At 61.6% G+C, this 19,960-nt stretch carries 17 protein-coding genes; 3 read left to right on the forward strand and 14 right to left on the reverse strand.

What is annotated here, in order from left to right; translation table 11 throughout:
- Nucleotide 1: 1 nt before the first annotated feature.
- The 8 genes from madL to mdcA form a co-directional block, all read right to left on the reverse strand.
- A complete protein-coding gene (madL, locus tag LAB08_RS28420) occupies nucleotides 2–418 on the reverse strand; it encodes a malonate transporter subunit MadL (RefSeq protein WP_096514430.1) in 417 nt (138 codons plus the stop codon).
- Nucleotides 419–483: 65 nt separating this feature from the next.
- Nucleotides 484–1,395, reverse strand: a complete 912-nt coding sequence (gene mdcH / locus LAB08_RS28425; RefSeq protein ID WP_096514429.1) for a malonate decarboxylase subunit epsilon — start codon at nucleotides 1,393–1,395, stop codon at nucleotides 484–486.
- Complete coding sequence (locus LAB08_RS28430) at nucleotides 1,392–2,012, reverse strand: malonate decarboxylase holo-ACP synthase (protein WP_096514428.1); 621 nt, start codon at nucleotides 2,010–2,012, stop codon at nucleotides 1,392–1,394. The genes mdcH and LAB08_RS28430 overlap by 4 nt, the downstream gene beginning before the upstream one ends.
- Nucleotides 2,006–2,809, reverse strand: coding sequence for a biotin-independent malonate decarboxylase subunit gamma (gene mdcE / locus LAB08_RS28435; RefSeq protein WP_096514427.1), 804 nt, complete (start codon nucleotides 2,807–2,809; stop codon nucleotides 2,006–2,008). The genes LAB08_RS28430 and mdcE overlap by 7 nt, the downstream gene beginning before the upstream one ends.
- Complete coding sequence (locus LAB08_RS28440; RefSeq protein WP_096514426.1) at nucleotides 2,806–3,657, reverse strand: biotin-independent malonate decarboxylase subunit beta; 852 nt, start codon at nucleotides 3,655–3,657, stop codon at nucleotides 2,806–2,808. Before LAB08_RS28440 ends, mdcE begins: the two co-directional genes overlap by 4 nt.
- Nucleotides 3,650–3,949 (reverse strand): malonate decarboxylase subunit delta, encoded by a 300-nt coding sequence (locus LAB08_RS28445; RefSeq protein WP_096514425.1) that lies wholly within the window; start codon nucleotides 3,947–3,949, stop codon nucleotides 3,650–3,652. The genes LAB08_RS28440 and LAB08_RS28445 overlap by 8 nt, the downstream gene beginning before the upstream one ends.
- Nucleotides 3,949–4,824 carry a triphosphoribosyl-dephospho-CoA synthase gene (locus LAB08_RS28450; protein WP_096514424.1) on the reverse strand — a complete coding sequence of 292 codons (876 nt, stop codon included), beginning with the start codon at nucleotides 4,822–4,824 and terminating at the stop codon, nucleotides 3,949–3,951. The genes LAB08_RS28445 and LAB08_RS28450 overlap by 1 nt, the downstream gene beginning before the upstream one ends.
- Entirely contained in the window at nucleotides 4,824–6,494 is a 1,671-nt protein-coding gene (mdcA, locus tag LAB08_RS28455) for a malonate decarboxylase subunit alpha (protein WP_096514423.1), read from the reverse strand. Before mdcA ends, LAB08_RS28450 begins: the two co-directional genes overlap by 1 nt.
- 498 nt (nucleotides 6,495–6,992) lie before the next feature.
- Here mdcA and LAB08_RS28460 point away from each other — a divergent pair, with 498 nt between their 5' ends.
- On the forward strand, nucleotides 6,993–7,361 hold the full coding sequence (locus LAB08_RS28460) for a DUF6124 family protein (protein WP_096515630.1): 369 nt from the start codon (nucleotides 6,993–6,995) through the stop codon (nucleotides 7,359–7,361).
- Nucleotides 7,362–7,466: 105 nt separating this feature from the next.
- On the opposite strand, the gene LAB08_RS28465 is transcribed toward LAB08_RS28460, so the two are convergent.
- From LAB08_RS28465 to pilG, 6 genes are all read right to left on the reverse strand, one after another.
- Nucleotides 7,467–7,934 carry a chemotaxis protein CheW gene (locus LAB08_RS28465; RefSeq protein ID WP_096514422.1) on the reverse strand — a complete coding sequence of 156 codons (468 nt, stop codon included), beginning with the start codon at nucleotides 7,932–7,934 and terminating at the stop codon, nucleotides 7,467–7,469.
- The gene (locus tag LAB08_RS28470) at nucleotides 7,927–13,956 is read right to left on the reverse strand and encodes a hybrid sensor histidine kinase/response regulator (RefSeq protein ID WP_096514421.1); all 6,030 of its coding nucleotides are present in this window, start codon (nucleotides 13,954–13,956) and stop codon (nucleotides 7,927–7,929) included. The genes LAB08_RS28465 and LAB08_RS28470 overlap by 8 nt, the downstream gene beginning before the upstream one ends.
- Nucleotides 13,957–14,005: 49 nt before the next feature.
- Nucleotides 14,006–16,066 (reverse strand): methyl-accepting chemotaxis protein, encoded by a 2,061-nt coding sequence (locus LAB08_RS28475; protein WP_096514420.1) that lies wholly within the window; start codon nucleotides 16,064–16,066, stop codon nucleotides 14,006–14,008.
- Between the two features lie 142 nt (nucleotides 16,067–16,208).
- Entirely contained in the window at nucleotides 16,209–16,763 is a 555-nt protein-coding gene (locus tag LAB08_RS28480; RefSeq protein WP_096514419.1) for a chemotaxis protein CheW, read from the reverse strand.
- Nucleotides 16,764–16,773: 10 nt separating this feature from the next.
- Nucleotides 16,774–17,139: a twitching motility response regulator PilH gene (pilH, locus tag LAB08_RS28485; RefSeq protein WP_096514418.1), complete on the reverse strand. Its 366-nt coding sequence runs from the start codon at nucleotides 17,137–17,139 to the stop codon at nucleotides 16,774–16,776.
- A 57-nt stretch (nucleotides 17,140–17,196) separates the two neighbouring features.
- Nucleotides 17,197–17,601, reverse strand: coding sequence for a twitching motility response regulator PilG (gene pilG / locus LAB08_RS28490; RefSeq protein ID WP_096515628.1), 405 nt, complete (start codon nucleotides 17,599–17,601; stop codon nucleotides 17,197–17,199).
- 342 nt (nucleotides 17,602–17,943) lie between these two features.
- Between pilG and gshB the strand changes: the two genes are divergently transcribed.
- Nucleotides 17,944–18,897: a glutathione synthase gene (gene gshB / locus LAB08_RS28495; protein ID WP_096514417.1), complete on the forward strand. Its 954-nt coding sequence runs from the start codon at nucleotides 17,944–17,946 to the stop codon at nucleotides 18,895–18,897.
- Nucleotides 18,898–18,961: 64 nt separating this feature from the next.
- The gene (locus LAB08_RS28500) at nucleotides 18,962–19,861 is read left to right on the forward strand and encodes an energy transducer TonB (RefSeq protein WP_096514416.1); all 900 of its coding nucleotides are present in this window, start codon (nucleotides 18,962–18,964) and stop codon (nucleotides 19,859–19,861) included.
- The last annotated feature ends 99 nt before the right edge of the window (nucleotides 19,862–19,960 follow it).

A 19,960-nucleotide genomic window follows, 5' to 3' on the forward strand; every position in this document is an offset into this window, starting at 1 on the left:
ATCAGCGGCCTCCTACAGGTGTGCCGACGGGAGAGGTTTCCGCCGGTTCATCGGGCAAGGGTTCACCTTTGTGCGTCCGGCTGATCAAGGCAATGGTGCAACCGCACACCACCACCGAACCGATCGCCGCCAGCACCGCCACCGGTCCACCGTGCAGGGCCGTGACCACGTTCTGCTGCGCCGCCATGGCCACCACTACCGGAATGTACATCGCACCCCAGAAGCCGACGCCCATCTCGCAATCTTTGGTCATGCCACCGCGCTTTTGCATCCACAAGCGCGCGCAGATCAGCAGGATCATCGCGATCCCGACCCCGCCGACGTTGGATTTGACGCCCAGCAACACGCCGAGCATGTCACCCATGATCACCCCTGCCAGCGTACAGATCGCCAGCAGCGCCACACCGTAAATAATCATTGTTGTCGTCCTCAAAGTGCATCGTCGAATGTTGTTTTTGTTGTTCGAAGGCCTGAGTCGCTGATCTAGGGTTGGCGGCTTCCCTCCTCACGCAACAGCGCCTGCAGGGTATCGAGGCGGGCACCGTCAAAAGCGATCACGGTGCCCTGCTCGAACACCCGGCGCGCCAGCCCGGTCAGCACCGCACCGGGCGGCAGTTCGATCTGTAGACGTACGCCGCGCTCGTAGGCGCTTTGTACCGTACCGCGCCAATCCACTACGCGGCACATGTTGAAAGCCAGGTCGTCGCGCAAGGCTTCGGTGTTGATGATCGGCCGTGCGCGACTGCCGCTCAGGTAGCCGATTTTCGGGGTTTGCAGCTTAACGCTGGTGAACGCTTCGGCCAGGGTTTTGGCGGGTGTTTCCAGCAGCGGACAGTGCGACGGCACACTCACTGCCAGACGCTTGGCCAGACCTGCACCCCGGCTTCTCGCCAGATCGGCCAGCGTTTTCATCGCGCCTTCGCTGCCGGCGATCACCACCTGGTTATCGGCGTTGATGTTCGCCAGATAAACCGGTGAGTCCTCACTGTGAACCTGCGCCAGTAGCGCTTCCACCGTCGCCAGTTCGAGCCCCGTGATCGCGGTCATGCCATAGCCCTGTGGATAAGCCTGCTGCATCAACTCACCGCGCAGACTCACCAGATGCAGCGCATCACTGAAACTCAAGGCACCGGCCACCACCGCTGCCGGATAAGCACCGATGGATAATCCGGCGACGTAATCCGCCGGAATTGCCAACTGCCGAGCAGCCGCCACCCCCGCGATCAACAGGCAAAGTTGCACCGCCCGCGTCGATTGCAACGCCTCGGCAGAATCCAGCCGCGAGACATCCTCGCCCAGCACATCGCTGGCCTCGTTGAGGGTTTCGCGCGGCACGCGCTGGAGCATGCCCGGCTGCTGCGCACCCTGCCCCGGAAACACCAGCAAGCTGCTCACGCTGCTTGCTCCTGCACGTTCCATGGATCGAGTACCAGACAGGCTTCACAGGCGTTTTTCAGCAGAACTCGATGCGAAGAACCGGCCCACTCGCGCAAGGCCACGGCGCCGAAAGGAGTTTGCAATTGCATGTCTACCACGCACACCGCTGTATCGAGCCGTGTCACCAGCGCCTGCGCCTGAACACGAGTGATTGGCTGCGGAGTACGCAAAATCAGATCCAGATCGCTGCCTTCGTGGAGCGCTTCAAAACCACTGGCCAATTCGAAACCGGCGCTGCCGCTGATACCCCATGTCCAACCACAACGGTCGAGCAGCGGGCGCAACTGCTTGAGCGCCTGCAACGCCGGCAGTTCGCGCTGGCTTTCGACATGACACAGCTGTTCCGGCTGCACGCGGCGCGACACCGATTCGATTGCCATTGACGCCGCATAACGCTGCTCACGCAAACGCCCGCGCACGCCGACTGCCACCTGCCCCGCCGCCGAGACCGCACGACGCACCACTACTGGCTGCCCGGCTCGGATCGATTCGACCGCCCACACCGGCGCATCCACAGGCAATTGCTCCGGGGCCATGCCCCAGAGCAGGTCGTGGGCCATTAACGCGTTCACCACTGCTCTCTCAACAGTTGGCGAACATGGCTCGATGCCGCACGGTTGCTCGCGCCCAGGCGACTGCTCAGATCCCGGCCTTTTTCGACAACATCGCCAATGGCCTGGGTCAGGCATTCAGTTACACGGCTCACATCGGTGGCGGTTGGCTGCTCGATCCGGTCCACCGACAAGGTTTCCCAAAGCAAACCCAGGCTGGCATAGCTGTCGATGTCATAGGCCATCGGTGGCACGCTGGCGGCCAGGGTTTCCAGTTCTTCGACGCTACGCAGCGTCACCCGCGCCGCCGAGGCCTTTCCCATGGCATGCACCATCACCCCTGGATCACGCAGGGCAATCAAACGGTTGGCTTGATAGCCGTGGGCCAGAAACGCCCCGGACATGGCCTTGCCCACCAGCAACCCGATGACCGCATGCCCGGCCAGACGAGCACGAGCGTAACTGTCCGCCGCCCCGGCCAATGCCTGATGAATCCCGAGCGCTTCTTCGCGACGACCATAGGCCTGGCTCGGTACGTCGACGATGGCGATCAGTGCGCGTTTTTGCGGTTTGCCTTCGTCAGCCGTAATGACTTCATCCACCGCCTTGGCCAGGCCCCACCCTTCCAGCAGACCCACCTCGCCGTTACGAGCACGGACGAAACGGTTGTCGGGATCGGCCACCACGGCGAGAAACCGCACCGGTTGTCCACCCAAAAAACCATCGGCCACTTTCAATGAAGCGGGCAAGCCATCGACCGGTTTGGCATCGCCACTCAAGGCGTTGAACCAGTGCAAGCCCCTGAGGGAATACGAACTCATGAGCGCTCTCCTTGATACAGGTCGCGAACCGTCGCCGGCTCGATTTGCGGTTCGGCGTCCAGGCGCGCCAGCCGCTGCAGGTACAGATCGGCCTGAGCGCTGCGCTGCTGCGCCGGCAAACCTTGCTGGAGCAACTCGCCGATCTGCTGGCGGATCTGCGCTACGTCATCTTCGGCGTAACGATCCACCAGTCCGGTGGCAAAACGCTGCTCGCCACCGGTCAGGCTCCAGATGAAGGGCCGGTCGCGGGAGTCGTATTCTTCGAGCCCGGCCTCCTGCTCGATCACCTGTGGACCGTTCAAGCCGAGCCGCGCTTCCTGGGTCACCAGCAAGTAGCTGCACAACCCGGCGGCAATCGACATGCCGCCGAAGCAACCGACGCTGCCGGCGATCACGCCCACCACCGGTTGGTATTGGCGCAGTTCGACAATGGCCGCATGGATGTCGGCAATCGCGGCCAGGCCAAGGTTGGCCTCCTGCAACCGCACGCCACCGGTTTCCAGCAGCAGCACGGCGCGGGTCGCAATACCGTTGCGGTTATCTTCGGCGGCCAGTTCCAGGGCGCCGGCAATCTTCGCCCCGCCGACTTCACCGAGGCTGCCACCCTGGAACGCACCTTCGATGGCGGCGATCACCACCGGCAAACCGTCGAGGCAGCCCTTGGCGATCACCACGCCGTCATCGGCTTGCGGCACCACGCCCTGACGGGCCAGCCACGGTGACATGATGCGCTGGAAGGGGTCGAGCAATTCGCGAAAGGTGCCAGCATCGAGCAAGGCTTTCGCACGTTGCCGGGCGCCGAGTTCGATGAAGCTGTGCTTGTTAAGGAGCGCGGCACTGTCAGTCATGGCCGATCTCCTCGAAGCCCTGTTCCAGACGCAGGCGCACCACGCCGGGAGTGGCGCCGAAATCATGGATATCGATGTCCATCGCCGACGGCATCTGACCGTCGAACATCCGCGCAAACAGATGCTGCCAGCGTTGCTCGCTGCCGTTGACCGAGGTCTGTACGGTGATCGTCAACTTGCCGGGTTGGCCCGGCTGGATCAACACTTCCAGATCGCCCGAGCCGACGCAGCCCACCAGCGTGCGACCGCGTGGCGGTTGCCCGGCGGGAAATTCAAAGGATAGGGTTTCCATCAGATCACTCCCTGGATGAGGCAATCGCCCGACTCAATACGGTCGATGAACAGGCAGGCTGCGAGAAGGTCGGCAGCGCCACCGGGCGAGGCATTCAATGCGATTAATTGTTGGTCCAGCTCATGCAGGCGACGGCGGCCCGAAAGGCTCGCACTGCCACCCGCGTCGAGTACCGCTTGGGCACCGAGTTGCATGGTGTGCAGGCCCTCTTCCCCGGCGCGGTACAGCACGCAGGTGTCGGACAGTTCGGTCATGACCGCCAGCAGTGCGTCGAGTCGTGCGTTCTGCTCACCGTGACCGGCAGCGCGGCTGCGTTTGAGTTGCGGCAGCGCACGCTGGATCACCGCCGGGAAGCCGAGCTGCGCCTCCTCACGAGCACCACGCACGCCATACCGTTGGGTGACTTGTGCGCCGTGACTGAGCGGACGCGGCATGTAGCGATCATCGAGCAAGGCCAGGCGTGCGGCGCGCAAGGCGATGGCCCCGGCAGCGCTGGATTCAGGTTCAAGGGCTACTGCAGCGACCAGCAAGCCTAGGGCCCAGATCGCGCCGCGATGAGTGTTTACGCCATTGGTAGTGGCAAGCATCGCTTGTTCGCCCTCACGACCAATCAAGCCAATGGCCTCACGCAACGGCAAGCCGATCTCGCCAATCTCGATAGCGGCCTCAGCCATTTCCTTGAACGCCGGCCACAGCGCCAGCGCCGAGGCGTGCATCAGTCCAAGGTGCAAATCAGTGTGAGCGCCACTACCGCGACGGTCGACCAGCGCCGGCTTCGGCGACAGGTCCGCTTCGTCGATCAATGCGTCCACCGCCAGGTCCGCCAGCCGTTCGGCCAGGGTCAGGGTCTTCGGTTGCAGGTTGAATGCGTGCATTACCAACTCCTGAACTTGGCGGGCGGGTTGTAGAGACCACCGGACCACTCCACCAGATCGGCCACGCTTTTCGCGGCGAGCAGTTCGCGGGTGGCGTCGGTGCGGCGGATCCCGAGGTCTTCGGGCAAGGCGATCAGGCCTTCGCGGCGCATGCGCGCGGTGTCTTTCGGGTTATGGCGCAGGCCGATGGCGGTCACCCCGGCGACAGCGGCGATCATCGCCTGGCGTTCTTCCAGCGAACGGGCCTTGTACAGGTAGGCGATGCCTTCTTCGGTCAACAGGTGGGTGACGTCATCGCCGTAAACCATGATCGGTGCCAGCGGCATGCCGCTTTTCTTCGCCACGTCGATGGCATCCAGCGTCTCGACGAAGGTCGGTTTGCCGCCCTCCTGGAAGGTCTCGACCATTTGCACCACGAGCTTCTTGCCGCGCTCGAGCATCGGTTCGGCAACGTCGGTGTGGCGCATGTCGAGCCAGGCCGGTGTGCCGTGGCGACGACCGCGCGGGTCGTGGCCCATGTTCGGCGCCCCGCCGAAGCCGGCCAGGCGACCGCGGGTCACGGTGGAGGAATGACCATCGCCATCGACTTGCAGGGTGGCACCGATGAACAGGTCCACCGCGTATTGCCCGGCGAGCTGGCTGAACATCCGGTTGGAGCGCAGTGAGCCGTCGCGCCCGGTGAAGAACACGTCCGGCCGCGCCGCGATGTAGTTTTCCATCCCCAGTTCAGTGCCGAAGCAGTGCACGCTTTCGACCCAGCCGCTTTCGATGGCCGGAATCAGGGTTGGATGGGGATTGAGCGTCCAGTTGCGGCAGATCTTGCCTTTGAGACCCAGGGATTCGCCGTAGGTGGGCAGGATCAGTTCGATGGCGGCGGTGTTGAAGCCGATGCCGTGGTTCAGGGACTGGACGTTATGTTTTTCGTAGATCCCGCGAATCGCCATCATCGCCATCAGCACATGCACAGGCTTGATGTGGCGGGGGTCGCGGGTGAACAACGGTTCGATGTAGAACGGCTTGTCGGCGACCACCACGAAATCGACCCAGGACGCGGGGATATCAACGCGAGGCAGGTCGCTGACGTCGTCTACCAACTGGTTGACCTGGACGATAACGATGCCATCGCTGAAGGCCGCCGGTTCGATCAACGCCGGGGTGTCCTCGGTGCTGGGTCCGGTGTAGATGTTACCGGCGCGGTCGGCCATGAAACCGGCCGAGAGCACGACGTTGGGAATCAGATCGACCACCAGCCGTGCGTAGAGCTCGATGTAGGTGTGGATCGCGCCGATTTCCAGCAGACCGTCTTCGAGCAACTGGCTGATGCGCAGGCTCTGGGTGCCGGCGAAGGAGAAATCGAGCTTGCGGGCGATGCCGCGTTCGAACAGATCCAGATGCTCGGCGCGACCGACGCTGGGCATGATCATGTGCAGGTCGTGGAGCTTGGCCGGATCAGCCTTGACCAGGGAGCGGGACAGAAAGTCCGCCTGTTTCTGGTTGTTGCCTTCGAGCACCACACGGTCGCCGGGCAGAATCAACGCCTCCAGCGCCGCCACGATATTCTCGGTGGGCAACACCACACCGTCGGCAAGGCCCTTGACCAACTCGAGACGCCGCTGCTTTTCGCTACGCCGCCGCGTCCATCGCGAGTCGGGGGATATTGTTGTTGTCATGACCACTCCACGGGTTCGCTGTCGTGGGGGTCACAGTAGGAGGGTTGGGTGGGGGCATCAATCAAGCAAAGGGGTGGATTGTTACGCTCAGGTTAATGGTTGCCTGAACTGACGCCTTCGCTGGCAAGCCAGCTCCCACAGGGTTTGTGTCGTACACAACATTTGTGACCAACGTAGTTACTGTGGGAGCTGGCTTGCCAGCGATGGGGTCAGAGCGACCACCGCAGGTTTGAAAGTCGGAACGCGATACGTCCCAAAAGAGGACCGATCAGGCCCAATTTGGGAATCTTCATATGTGATTTTTTTGTTTAAAAGCTTGTCGCCAAGAATGGTCAGCGGCTACGTAATCCTGCATCACGACCTACAGGAATGCCGGAACCCGCTGACTGGCAGGCTTTGGCGGTGATCTTTATTGTTTGTGGGTCGCTGCCAATTCAGCGACCGGGCCTGGAACCCCGAAAAATGGAGCTGCTAAAACTCATTAATTGGAGCTTCACCATGTTCAAAGCTACTCCCATGCCCTCGGAAACCGATCCCGATTCCCAGGCATCCCTCGACACCGAAAAGCTCAAGGAAGCCGCCGAACGCGCCTTCTCCCATTACTTCCCGCCTTCTCGCGAAAAACCGGCCAAGCGCAGAAAGTACCCACTCTTCACTGTCTCTCCCGATATCGGTACCGAAGCGCTTCTGGCCAACGCCTCCGAAGACCTGCTTTCCATCAGTGCCATTGCGGCCGATCTGGCGGACGATGTGGATGGCTCGCGGCGCTCTGTAGCCTTGGCACTGAGCAAGATGGCCGATGGGGTGCATTTATTGGTGGAGCGGGCGCTGGATCAGCATGAGGCGATGGCTGAGGCCAAGGTTTAGCAGGCACGACCTTGCTGAGTTGAAGGCCGCCTTCGCGAGCAGGCTCGCTCCCACATTTTGAAATGCATTCCCCTGTGGGAGCGAGCCTGCTCGCGAAGGGGCCAGTCAGGTCAACCCTGCATTGACAAGTAACTCCTCAAGGGCCATCAAATCCGGCACTTTGGCCACTTGGTCAGCCACCTGCACCGCCGCTTTCTCCAGCGAACACAACGGCACATCCACGTAGCTCAACTGGCTGTCGAGCTTGTACGAGCGCGGAATACCCTGAACCAGCATCGCGATGAATTTCAGTTCAGGCCGCCCTCCCAACGCATTGAGAATGACGATCCGTGCGCGTTCGCCGATGACGATTTTGTTGCCGCAGGCTGATTCGAAGCTGAGCAAGGGAATCTGCCGGTTGCGCCAGCTGACCCGGCCGAGGTACCAGGGCGGTGTATCGAGATCGAAAGCCGCAGGCTGGTAGCCGATCAGTTCGGCAACAGCGACGTTGGGCAGGATCAGGTTGCGGTCGGCCAGGGGCAGCAGCAGGCCGGTGAGGCTGATGCTGCGCGGGTTGATGCGCTGCTCAAGCATGGGTTTTGCTCCATAGGGCAATGCTTTCGAGCAGTACCGATTCCTGGTACGGCTTGCCGAGGTAATCGTTGACGCCGATGGCCATGGCCCGGTCGCGGTGTTTCTGGCCGGTGCGGGAGGTGATCATGATGATCGGCAAATGCTGCAAACGCTCATCGCCACGCACTTGCTTCGCCACTTCGAAGCCATCCATGCGCGGCATTTCGATGTCCAGCAGCATGATGTCGGGCATGTGTTCTTCGAGCAGCAGCATGGCGTCGACACCGTCCTTGGCGGTCAGCACGTTCATGCCATGACGTTCGAGCAAGCGGCTGGTGACCTTACGCACCGTGACCGAGTCGTCGACCACCATCACCAGCAACGGCCGTTGTGGTTCGACCTCGACTTCGAGATTTGCCGGGCGCTGCGGCACGTGAGCTTGCAGGGCACGGATCGGCGCCAGCAAATCGAGAATCAGCACCACCCGGCCATCCCCCAGGATGGTGGCACCGGACACGCCCTGCACCGCCGCGAACTGTGGGCCGAGGCTCTTGACCACGATCTCGCGGGTGCCGGTCATGGCATCGACCTGCACCGCAATATGGCGCTCGTTGCATTGCACCAGCAGCACCGGCAGCGGCAGGCTCTGGCCCAGGAGTTTTGGTCGGGGACTGGTTTTCAGCAATTCGCCCAGATAGCACAGCTCATAGCGTTGCCCGGCGTATTCATAGGCCGGCGGATCGAGGCGGAAGTGCCCTTCGAGTTCGTTGGGCAATACGCGGACGATGCCGTCAATGGTGTTCAGCGGGATCGCGTACTGGTCCTCCCCGCATTGCACCATCAGCGCACGGTTGACCGACACGGTGAACGGCAGGCGGATGCGAAAATGCACGCCCTGTCCAGGTACAGAGTCGATGCTCATGGTGCCGCCCAATTGCCGCACCTCTTCGTGGACCACGTCCATCCCGACGCCACGCCCGGAGATTTGGGTGATTTTCTCGGCGGTGGAAAATCCCGGTTGCAGGATGAACTGCAATACATCGTGGTCGCTGATATCGCTGCTCGAATCGAGCAGGCCGCGTTTGATTGCCTTGCGTCGCACGGCGTCCAGCGGCACGCCGGCACCGTCGTCGCGGATATCGAAAATGATATCGCCGCCTTCGCGCAGCAGGTCGAGGGTGATCCGCCCCTGCGCCGGTTTGCCTGCCGCGACACGCGCCTGGGCGGACTCAAGACCATGGTCCACTGCATTGCGCAGCATGTGTTCCAGTGGCGCCGCCATGCGCTCGAGCACATTGCGATCCATTTCGCCCTCGGCGTTGCCGACGATGAACTCGACGTCTTTGCCCAGCTCCTCGGACACCTGACGAACGATGCGCTTCAAGCGCGGCAGCATCCGTTCGAACGGCACCATGCGCGTACGCATCAGGCCTTCCTGCAATTCGGTGTTGATGCGCCCCTGCTGCTGCAACAGGTTTTCCGCATCCTGATTGCACCGGTCGAGGGTTTCCTTGAGATCGAGCAGGTCGGAGGCGGACTCGAACAAGGCCCGCGACAGCTGCTGCAACTGTGAGTGGCGGTCCATCTCCAACGGGTCGAACTCTTCGTAACCCAGGCGCTCGGCGTCGACTTGCTGACGACTGAGGATCCGCCCCTGGGTTTCGGTGTCGAGGCGGCGCAACTGATCACGCATGCGTTCGATGGTGGTTTCCATCTCGTTCAAGGCCACTTGCGCATCGCTGACCTGCTGTTCGATGCGGCCGCGGAAGATCGACGTTTCGCCCGCCAGGTTGACCAGGTCGTCGAGCAGTTCCGCCGAGACCTTGACCATGTCCGCGCCAGGGTCGACTTGCAGCAGTGGCGTATCGAGCTTTGCCGTGGCAGGCACCGCAACCTGAGCCGGGACCTCGGGAACCACCGGGTGGCTGAAGTTCCTGATCGCATCGAGCAACCGGTCGGCGGGCGGCAACGGTTCCCCGGCGCGGGCCGCGTCGAGCATCTGCGCCAGTCGGTCATGACTGCGTTGCAGCAACTCAAACAACGTGGCCGTGGGTTTCAGGACGCCGGTGGATAAACCTTCGTAGAGAAATTCCAGTTCATGGGCCAGGTCGCCGATCGGTGTGATTTCCACCATGCGTGCACCGCCCTTGAGGGTGTGCAGGTCGCGCAGCAGGGTTTCCACTTCCTGGCGGTTCGTAGGCTCGGCCTGCCAGCGTACCAGCGCCGCGCCGGAGCTTTCGATGATGTCGAAACCTTCCTCAAGGAAGATATCCAGTAATTCGCTGTCATGATGAGTAGCGTCATTGCTGGCCGCCGGCTCGATCACCTCGGCGTGGCCCGCATGGCCCTGCCTGAACGCGCGAATGGCTTCGACCAACTCGCCGGGATCGCCCATCGGTTCGTGGCGCTGCAATTGCTCAAGCAATTGTGCCAACCGGTCATGGCTGGACTGAAGCAATTGCGCCAGCATTTCGTTGTAGTTGTAGCGGCGGTCCACCAAACCTTCGTACAGGCTTTCCAGCTCATGGGCCAGGTCGCCGACCGGCTCGACCTCGGCCATTCGCGCGCCGCCCTTGAGGGTGTGCAAGTCGCGTTGCAGCGACGACAGCGGCGCGGCGTTCAGCGGCTCGTTCAACCAACGCTGCAAGGCCTGATTGGCGCTGTCGAGGATATCTACCGCTTCTTCGAGGAAGATCGAGACGATCTCTTCATCCAGCTCACGGTCCCGCTCTTCTGTAGGAGCGAGCCTGCTCGCGATGGACTCACCGGCACCGCGTTCATCCAGAGACAGCGCGTCATCGTTAACGTCCATCGCGAGCAGGCTCGCTCCCACAGGGGGCGGCGTACTCGCTAATTCGGCGGTGGCATCGCCCAGTTCGCGAATGCTCAGGCTGCGGCTGCCGTCACTGCGGATCAGGCCCATGGCCGATGGGTCCAGGCTTTGATCAAGCAAGCCATGCAAGGCGCGAATGCGTTCCGGGCGCGGGCTGACTTCCTGGCCGGCGGCCAGTTCGTCGAGCATGTTGATCAGCGCGTCGTGGGCACTTTGCGCCTCCTGGAAAAACGCCTCGCTGACGGCCAGGCTGCTTTCTTCCACGGCGCCGTAAAGGTCGAGCAAGGCTTCGCAGAGTTCATCCACCGGATGCAGGTCGGCCAGGTGTGCGCCCTCGCCGAGGGTGGTCAATTCGTCCAGCAGCGCACTGAGCTCCTGGCGCTCGCCGGGGTGTTGCTGCCAGCGTTGCAACAGGCTTTCGGCGTCCAGCAGGATGTCCATGCCCTGGGCCAGGAAGTTGTTGATCAATTGCGGATCACGCTTGATCCGCAAGCCGCTGCTCGGTGCATTCATGAGACCTTGCAGACGCTCGGCCAGCAACGCCTTGGCCCGTTCGATCAAGGCGCGGGCGCCGGGTATCTCGGCCAGGGGGTCGGTCTTGAGCTGGCGCAAGCCAAGGCGGAACAAGCCTTCGGCTTCCAGCAGCACCTCGACTTCGTCCAGGTCCAGAGCAATCTGGTGGGCCTTGTATTCCCGGGTCAATTGATCCAGCGGCGCCGCCAGTTCGACAATCGGCAGCACCCCGGCCATCGACGCACTGCCCTTGAGGGTGTGCAAGGCACGCAGCAACTCATCGCTGGCCTGCAACGGCACGTGTTCGGCGGCCTGGTCGAGGAAACGGTTGAGGCTGCCCAGATGGGTTTGCGCTTCTTTGCCGAAGATTTCCAGCAATAGCGGATCGAGTGCCGCGACGTCTTGCGTGTCCTCGTCGGATGCCGGCTCTTCGCCCTTGGCCAGAGCATGAGCGCGGGCGGCCAATTGGTCGACATCGTTTCGCTGGCGCTGGGTATTGTCGGCAAATTCGGCGATCAGTTCCGGTAACAGCGCCAGGACCTCACTCAGCAACTGTTGCACTGCCGCGCCCGGCGCAATGCTGTGTTCCAGCACGCGGTTAAGCAGGTTTTCCACCGCCCAGGCCAACTCACCCAATACCAGCGCGCGGACCATCCGGCCACTGCCCTTGAGGGTGTGGAAAGCGCGGCGTATCTCACCCAGGGCCGATGTGTTCTCGGGACTTGCCGACCAGCGTGGCAAGTACTCCTGAAGGATGCCCAGCACCTCTTCGGTTTCTTCGAGGAACACTTCCCGCAACTCGTCGTCCACCGGTTCTTCCCCGGGTGGTGGCGGCAACAGGCTGCCCGGCGTGTTCAGCGCAGGCGGATTGAGGGCCGATAGCGGATTGGCCAGCACATCCGCCAGGGTCTGGACGATGGCCGGGGCATCCAGTTCCTGCAGTTGCTGCATGGCCTGCGCTTCGCTGGGGCTCAGCACATCCTCCAGCACCGGCACCTGTTGTTCGCTGGGCTTTTCGTTAGGGAAGAAGCCGAGGGCTGCCAGGCTGTTTTCCGCGATGTCGAGCAACTGCTCACCGGGGGCTTCGGGGTCGTCGTTGAGGCGTTCCAGGTAATACTCGAGGCTGGCGATAACGTCGGCCAGACTGTCCAGTTCCTGCCAGCCGGGCTGGCCAGGATCGAGCATCAAGTGTTCGCGGATGAAATGGTTGCAGGTTTCGACCAGGACCGCCGCACGGCTCAACGGAATCATCGCCAGCGCACCACGCACCTGCGTCAGCAAGGCCGGCAGCGCCTGCAATTGCTGACGGTCCCAGTCGGCGTCGATGTAGTCGACGATCATGTCCTTGGCCTGTTGCAGGCAGATGCGTGCTTCCTTGATCACGATCTGATGGATCTGCGTCAGGTCGGTGGTCGGCAGACAGTTGTCTTCCTGGCTCTCCGGCTCAACGGTGCCGACCATGCCGGCCAGGGTGGCTTCGACATAGAGCAAGGCCCCGGCGACGTCCATGAGAATCGCGTCATCGGGCGCGCGATGCCCCTGGGCGAGGCTCAATACCACCGCCAGTTGATCGATGATGACCTTGCGCGGCTGGCCGAATCCCAGCACCGCCAGGGTGTCGGCGATTTGCCGCAACGGCGCCAGCAGGCTGTCCAGGTCCGAGGCGTGTTGCCGGTCGCTGCGTACGAACAGGTCCAGGCGCTCCTTGACCCGGACCAACTCTTCACACAGTGCCGCCAATACCGAACGCATGGCATCACGGTCGGGACCGGCCAGCCGTGCACGTTCTTCATCGACCATCGCGCTGTCCGGCAGCGCGTCGTCCAGTCCGTAGCGATCTTTCATGGTCAGCATCTGCCCGGTGGGGTGTTCGGCCTTGGCGATATAGAACAACAAACTCTTGAGCAGCTCCGGCGGCGCCGGCTGATTAATGGCGCTCATGCCCTGTTCGAGCAGGCGCTTGAGTTCCTTGTCGGCGTCCTTGAACAGGCTGCGCAAGGCCGGGCTGTTAGCGATCGCGCCGCCGCGCATGCCTTCGACCAGCGCCGAAGCAACCTGCCACAACGGGCTCAGGGGGGCGTTGCCGCACAGGCTTTCGAGACGGGAAAACACCTTGACCAGGTAGCCGAGGTTTGTGTCGTCATCCTGCTCACGGAGCAGGCCAACCAGGGCCATTTGCAGCATCTGCCGCAGCTTGCGCAATACATTCGGCAAATCTGCCGGTTCCAGCAATGCCAGGGACTCGGCGTTCAGGGGTGGCAGGTCCGGCAATTGCGGACTGAACAGGCTGGTTTCCGACAACAGGCTTTCACCACGGGCGCTGCGCAGGTCGTTGATCAACGGCAGCACCACCAGCGGCAAATCGCGACGGGCGCCCTGCACCCGGTCGAGGTAGATCGGCAGTTGTCCCAAGGCTTGCAGCATCAGATGCAGCGCTTCATCGCGATGGCTGACGCGATTGTGCTGCAACGCGGCGACCAGTTGCTCCATCTCTTCGGCGAGCAGGGCCGCGCCGTAGAACTCGACCATCTGCAAACTGCCGTGAACCTGATGAATGCACGCCAGGCAATCGCTCAGGGCCTGCGTCGCCTGCGGGTCATCAAGCTGGGTTTCGATCGCGTGATGAGCCTGCTTCAGCGTTTCGGCAATCTCGCCCTTGACCCATTCAAGGGCCACATAGTCGTGCCGATCACCCATAACCACTCCACTTCCCACTTCAGTCAAGTTGCAAACGCCCGCAGGCGATTCAAGCGTTGTCCGTCACCTGCGCCTTGGTCGCCGGCAAGGTGAAACCGGACACCGACCGCCGCAGTTGGCTGGCCATTTTCGCCAGGTTGCCGATGCTCTCGGCGGTGGCGGTGGAACCGGACGAGGTCTGCGAGGTGATCTGCTGGATCACATTCATCGTCAGGGAAATCTGACCGGCGGACGACGTCTGCTGTTGGGCGGCATTGGAAATACTCTGGATCAGCGCCGCGAGGGTTTTGGAAACCCCTTCGATTTCTTCCAGGGCCACTCCTGCATCCTGCGCCAGACGGGCGCCGCGCACCACTTCGGTGGTGGTCTGCTCCATGGAAATTACCGCTTCATTGGTGTCGGTCTGGATCGCCCGTACCAGGGTCTCGATCTGTCGCGTGGCAGCCGAAGAGCGTTCCGCCAGCCGTTGCACTTCGTCGGCGACCACCGCGAAACCGCGCCCGGCATCACCGGCCATGGACGCCTGAATCGCCGCGTTGAGCGCCAGGATGTTGGTCTGATCGGCAATGTCATCGATCAGGCTGACAATATCGCCGATTTCCTGGGAAGACTCACCCAGGCGCTTGATCCGTTTGGCGGTGTCCTGAATTTGTTCGCGAATATTGTCCATGCCGTGGATGGTGTTGTGCACCACCTCATTGCCCTTGTTGGCGATTTCCACCGAGCGTTCCGCCACCGCCGAGGACTCGGCGGCGTTGGCCGACACTTGGTCGATGGACTCGGCCATGTCATTGATCGCGGTGGAGGCTTCGGAAATCTGTTGCGCCTGATGCTCCGAGGCCTGCGCCAGGTGCATGGCGGTGGCCTGGGTTTCCTGCACGGCGGCGGCGACCTGCCCGGCGGTCAGGTTGATGGTTGCGACGAGGTCGCGCAGTTGGTCCACGGAATAGTTGATCGAGTCGGCGATGGTGCCGGTGAAGTCTTCGGTCACCGAAGCGGTCACGGTCAGGTCACCATCGGCCAGGTCCTCGATCTCGTCCAGCAGACGCATGATCGCATTCTGGTTGCGCTCATTTTTCTCGGCGGTTTCCCGCAGCTGGCGATTGGTTTCGCGCACCATCACCAGACCGATGAGAATGATCGACATCAGCGCTGCCAGGCCCAACACGTAGCCGCCGATGGTATCGGTGTCACGTCCGCCGGCAAGGTTTTCGAAACCGCTGGCCAGGTGCGAGGCTTCATCGAGCAGGGTTTGCGAAAGGCTGAAAATATTGGTGGCCGATTCTCGCACCTTGAACAGTTCGGGCGAGGTTTCGAGGATTTCATCCACCGAGCCGGAAACGAATTCGAACAGCTCCGAAATCTCCATCAATCGCGCCCGCGCATCGCGATCTTCGACCTGGCTGACCCGCAGCGCCACATTGCCCTGAAGCATGCCATTGAGCACCTGGCCGAAACGTGCCGCGTCACGACCGAAGGCATCGGCCGCCTGTTGCGAGTTTTCGTCTCCGGACAACACCGTATTCACCGCCCCCAGAATGCGCTCGGCCAGCAGCGATTGACGCTGGGCCATGGCAACCTGGGCGGCCGGTGCACCGCGCTGCAGGAGGATCTCCACCACTTTCTCGTACTCGACCTGCAATTGCGGCACGGTTTCAGCCAGTGTCGCGGCGACCTGATGCAGTGACAACACCGTCTGCTCGCTGGAGAGGATGGCGTCGGTGTTTTTCAGCAGGCGTTCCCAGTCCACCTGCACGGCGCGCATTTCCGGGCGTACGGCTGCCGGGGCCGGCGGCAGGCCGGTGGAAGGGTCGCCCTTTTTCAAATAACTCCAGCGCTGGGCAAAATCATTGCGCGCATCGCTAAGCAACTTGAACGCTGCGGCCTTGCCGGCGGCGGCTTCGGTGGCGTTCTTGGCAATGCGCTGGGACAGCACGCGCAGCTCGCCGGCGTGACCGATGTACTGTTTGTCGTACGTGGACTGGGTATTGAGGTGCGCGAAGTTGGCGAACAACAGCATGATGAAAATGATCAGCGCAATGAATAACGCGATGATCTGCGAACGACTGCGCGACCCTTCCATTGGCTTGCCTGTTTTTGCTTTTATCATCGGTCTTCGCCTGTTAACCACACCCTTTCAAACTCTGCCGAAAATCCCTGTGGGAGTGAGCCTGCTCGCGATGGTGTATCAGCAGCATTGATGTCGACTGACACTCCATCGCGAGCCTGCTCGCTCCCACAAAGAGCCAGAGCTACACCGCGATGTTCATGAATCCTTGCGACCGCACAAATGCAAACGGACTGAACACCCGCCAGTTCTGCTCGCCTTGAAAACAACCTTCGACAAACGCCGACATCGGTCCCGGCGCTTCGTCGGCCGGCACAGGCTCCAGGCTGTCCCGGGCAAAATGCTGTAGACCGAAAACCTCATCGACCATCAGCCCGGCGAACACCTCTTGATGTTCCACCACCAACACCCGACGCTGCCTGCGCGGCGTCGACAGCTCATGACCAGGCTCTTTAGCAGAAAAGAAAGCGCCCAAATCCATGATCGGCAGCAAGCGCCCGCGCAGATTGGCCACGCCCTTGACCCAGGACTTGACGCCCGGCACCTGGGTAAAGCGCGGCTCGTGCAGCACTTCACTGACCTCGCCCATGGGCGCGACGTACCAGTGCTCGCCCAGGCGAAAACCGATGCCGCTCCAGCTGTCCTGCCGGGTCGGCTGGGACGGCAGGTCCGCGGCCAACAGACGACAGCGCTGGTCGATCTGCAGCAGCAGCTCAAAGGCCGTCAGCGACTCGGTCATGGCCGCACGTTCAACCGTTGAGCACGTTGTTCAGGGTCTTGAGCAGCGTTTCTTCGTCGACCGGTTTCGTCAGGTAGTCCTTGGCACCCTGGCGCGTGCCCCAGACCTTATCGGTCTCCTGATCCTTGGTGGTGATGATGATCACCGGGATGTGCCCGGTTTCCGGGTCTTTGGTCAACTGACGGGTTGCCTGGAACCCGTTGAGGCCGGGCATGACGATGTCCATCAGCACCGCATCGGGTTTTTCCAGGCGGGCCAGGGCCACGCCGTCGGCGCCGTTTTCGGCTTTCAAGACTTCATGACCGTGCTTTTCCAGCATGCCGGTCAGTTTGTACATTTCAGTCGGCGAATCATCGACGATCAGAATACGTGCCATGGTCTTCCCCATTCTTGTCGGCACACGGCCCGCTGGCCGAGCGTCACTTCAGGTGTCTTACTGCGGCAGAACGGCGGCGAAGCCCGGAACATGGGCCTGGATCGCGTTCAGCAGTTCTTCCTTGCTGAAAGGCTTGGTCAAAAACTGGTCGGAGCCGACGATGCGCCCCTTGGCCTTGTCGAACAACCCGTCCCTGGACGACAGCATAATCACTGGCGTGGACTTGAACGCACTGTTGTTCTTGATTAAAGCGCAGGTCTGATAGCCATCCAGACGCGGCATCATGATGTCGACGAAGATGATGCCGGGGTGATTGTCGGCAATCTTGGCCAGGGCATCGAAACCGTCGATGGCCGTGATGACCTCACAACCCACGTTCTTGAGCAGTGTTTCGGCGGTGCGGCGAATCGTCTTCGAATCGTCGATCACCATCACCTTCAAGGCGCTGGAATGCTGTTCCATAAATGCTCTGCCGTCGCCTTTGCGAATCAAATTGTCCATTTGCGGTAACAGGTGGCTCGAAACCCTTGATGTTCAAGGGCCAGCCCAACATGGCAGCCTTTTTAGCACAGTCTCCAAATCCAATCTATCGACCGGCCATGGCAGTGGTTTTTCCTTGACCGGGAACACACTCGGCGCCACTCTGACGCCACTTTTACACGGTCCTTTGGCCTGCTCTTCTGTAGGAGCGAGCCTGCTCGCGATGGAGTGTCAGTCGACACCAATGCAACTGATCCACCATCGCGAGCAGGCTCGCTCCTACAGTAGATCGACATTGCGCCCCCAACTTTCGAGGAAAGACCCATGAGCGTTCGCGTCGGGATTGTCATGGACCCTATCGCCAGCATCTCCTATAAAAAGGATAGCTCGCTGGCCATGCTGCTGGCCGCGCAGAAGCGCGGCTGGGAACTGTTCTATATGGAACAGCGCGACCTCTACCAGGCCGAAGGCCAGGCTCGGGCGCGCATGCGTCCGCTCAAGGTATTCGCCAACCCGGAAAAATGGTTCGAACTGGAAGCCGAGCAAGATGCCCTGCTCAGTGACCTGGATGTGATCCTGATGCGCAAGGATCCACCGTTCGACATGGAGTTCGTGTATTCCACCTATCTGCTGGAACAAGCCGAAAGCGCCGGCGTGCTGGTGGTCAACAAGCCGCAGAGCCTGCGCGACTGCAACGAAAAGCTGTTCGCCACGCTGTTCCCGCAATGCACGCCGCCCACCATCGTCAGCCGCCGCCCGGACGTGTTGCGCGAATTCGCCGATCACCACGGCGACGTGATCCTCAAGCCGCTGGACGGCATGGGCGGTTCTTCAATCTTCCGTCACACCGCCGGCCACCCGAACCTGTCGGTGATCCTTGAAACCCTGACCCTGCACGGTCAGCAACAGATCATGATCCAGGGTTACCTGCCGGCCATCGTCGATGGCGACAAGCGCATCCTGATGATCGACGGCGAGCCGGTGGATTACTGCCTGGCACGTATCCCCGCCGCAGGCGAAACCCGTGGCAACCTTGCTGCCGGTGGCCGTGGCGAAGCGCGTCCGCTGACCGAGAAAGATCGCTGGATCGCCGCCCAAGTCGGCCCGACCCTGCGCGAGAAAGGCCTGCTGTTTGTGGGTCTGGACGTGATTGGCGAGCATCTGACCGAAATCAACGTTACCAGCCCGACCTGCATCCGCGAGATCGACAATGCCTTCGGCACTGACATCGGCGGCCTGTTGATGGATGCCATCGATCAGAAGCTCAAGGCCCGTTGATAAGCCAAACCAACATTGCGTTATCATGCGCGGCCTGTGAAAACGCGATGTTGGTTTCCTTGTCATGACCCTCCCGTCCGATCTGCCCCCCGAACTCGCCCATAGCGGCGTGCGCCCGGCCGATCGCCTCGGTTTTACCCTGTTTCTGGCGGCGCTGGTGCACCTGGCGCTGCTGCTGGGCGTCGGCTTTACGGTGGTCGAACCCAAACAGATCAGCAGAACCCTGGAAATCACCCTCGCCACCTTCAAAAGCGAAAAGAAGCCGGAAAAAGCCGATTTTCTCGCTCAGGAAAATCAGCAAGGCAGCGGCACCCTGGATAAAAAGGCCATTCCCAAGACCACCGAGGTCGCGCCGTTCCAGGACAACAAGGTGCAGAAAGTGACACCTCCACCCGCGGCCAAGCCTGAAATTCAGGAAACGGCGCCCAAGGCTGCCGTGACCACCGTCGCGCCGAAGCCGAAAAAAGCAGCGACCAAGACCGAAGAGCCCAAGCCTGTCACCAAACCTGCGATCGCTGCGCCGACGTTCGACACTGAACAGCTGTCCAGCGACATCGCCAGCCTGGAAGCGGAACTGGCCAACGAGCAACAGCAATACGCCAAACGCCCACGCATCCACCGCCTGAGCGCCGCCTCGACCATGCGTGACAAGGGCGCCTGGTATAAGGACGAATGGCGCAAGAAGGTCGAGCGCATCGGCAACCTCAATTATCCGGACGAAGCCCGTCGCCAACAGATTTACGGGAATTTGCGCCTGATGGTATCGATCAACCGCGACGGCTCGCTGTATGAGGTGCTGGTGCTGGAATCCTCCGGGCAACCACTGCTGGATCAGGCGGCCCAGCGCATCGTGCGCCTGGCGGCACCCTTTGCACCGTTTACCGGCGATTTGTCGGACATCGACCGCCTGGAGATCATCCGCACCTGGAAATTTGCGCGCGGGGATCGCCTCTCCAGCAATTGACTCTCCATATCCACCCTGTGGGAGCGAGCCTGCTCGCGAAAGCAGTGTGTCAGGCAACATTAATGTCACTGACACTCCCTCTTCGCGAGCAGGCTCGCT

It is taken from the genome of Pseudomonas izuensis (assembly GCF_002356535.2).
Taxonomy (GTDB): Bacteria; Pseudomonadota; Gammaproteobacteria; order Pseudomonadales; family Pseudomonadaceae; genus Aquipseudomonas; species Aquipseudomonas izuensis.

Bases quoted from the DNA above. Each gene is read 5' to 3' on its own strand.
- LAB08_RS28465 (WP_096514422.1), bottom strand. From the start codon at position 7,934: ATGCTTGAGCAGCGCATCAACCCGCGCAGCATCAGCCTCACCGGCCTG.
- LAB08_RS28470 (WP_096514421.1), bottom strand. From the start codon at position 13,956: ATGGGTGATCGGCACGACTATGTGGCCCTTGAATGGGTCAAGGGCGAG.
- madL (WP_096514430.1), bottom strand. From the start codon at position 418: ATGATTATTTACGGTGTGGCGCTGCTGGCGATCTGTACGCTGGCAGGG.
- mdcA (WP_096514423.1), bottom strand. From the start codon at position 6,494: ATGACAACAACAATATCCCCCGACTCGCGATGGACGCGGCGGCGTAGC.
- LAB08_RS28480 (WP_096514419.1), bottom strand. From the start codon at position 16,763: ATGACCGAGTCGCTGACGGCCTTTGAGCTGCTGCTGCAGATCGACCAG.
- LAB08_RS28445 (WP_096514425.1), bottom strand. From the start codon at position 3,949: ATGGAAACCCTATCCTTTGAATTTCCCGCCGGGCAACCGCCACGCGGT.
- LAB08_RS28500 (WP_096514416.1), top strand. From the start codon at position 18,962: ATGACCCTCCCGTCCGATCTGCCCCCCGAACTCGCCCATAGCGGCGTG.
- gshB (WP_096514417.1), top strand. From the start codon at position 17,944: ATGAGCGTTCGCGTCGGGATTGTCATGGACCCTATCGCCAGCATCTCC.
- LAB08_RS28440 (WP_096514426.1), bottom strand. From the start codon at position 3,657: ATGACTGACAGTGCCGCGCTCCTTAACAAGCACAGCTTCATCGAACTC.
- pilG (WP_096515628.1), bottom strand. From the start codon at position 17,601: ATGGAACAGCATTCCAGCGCCTTGAAGGTGATGGTGATCGACGATTCG.
- LAB08_RS28475 (WP_096514420.1), bottom strand. From the start codon at position 16,066: ATGATAAAAGCAAAAACAGGCAAGCCAATGGAAGGGTCGCGCAGTCGT.
- pilH (WP_096514418.1), bottom strand. From the start codon at position 17,139: ATGGCACGTATTCTGATCGTCGATGATTCGCCGACTGAAATGTACAAA.
- LAB08_RS28450 (WP_096514424.1), bottom strand. From the start codon at position 4,824: ATGCACGCATTCAACCTGCAACCGAAGACCCTGACCCTGGCCGAACGG.
- mdcE (WP_096514427.1), bottom strand. From the start codon at position 2,809: ATGAGTTCGTATTCCCTCAGGGGCTTGCACTGGTTCAACGCCTTGAGT.
- LAB08_RS28460 (WP_096515630.1), top strand. From the start codon at position 6,993: ATGTTCAAAGCTACTCCCATGCCCTCGGAAACCGATCCCGATTCCCAG.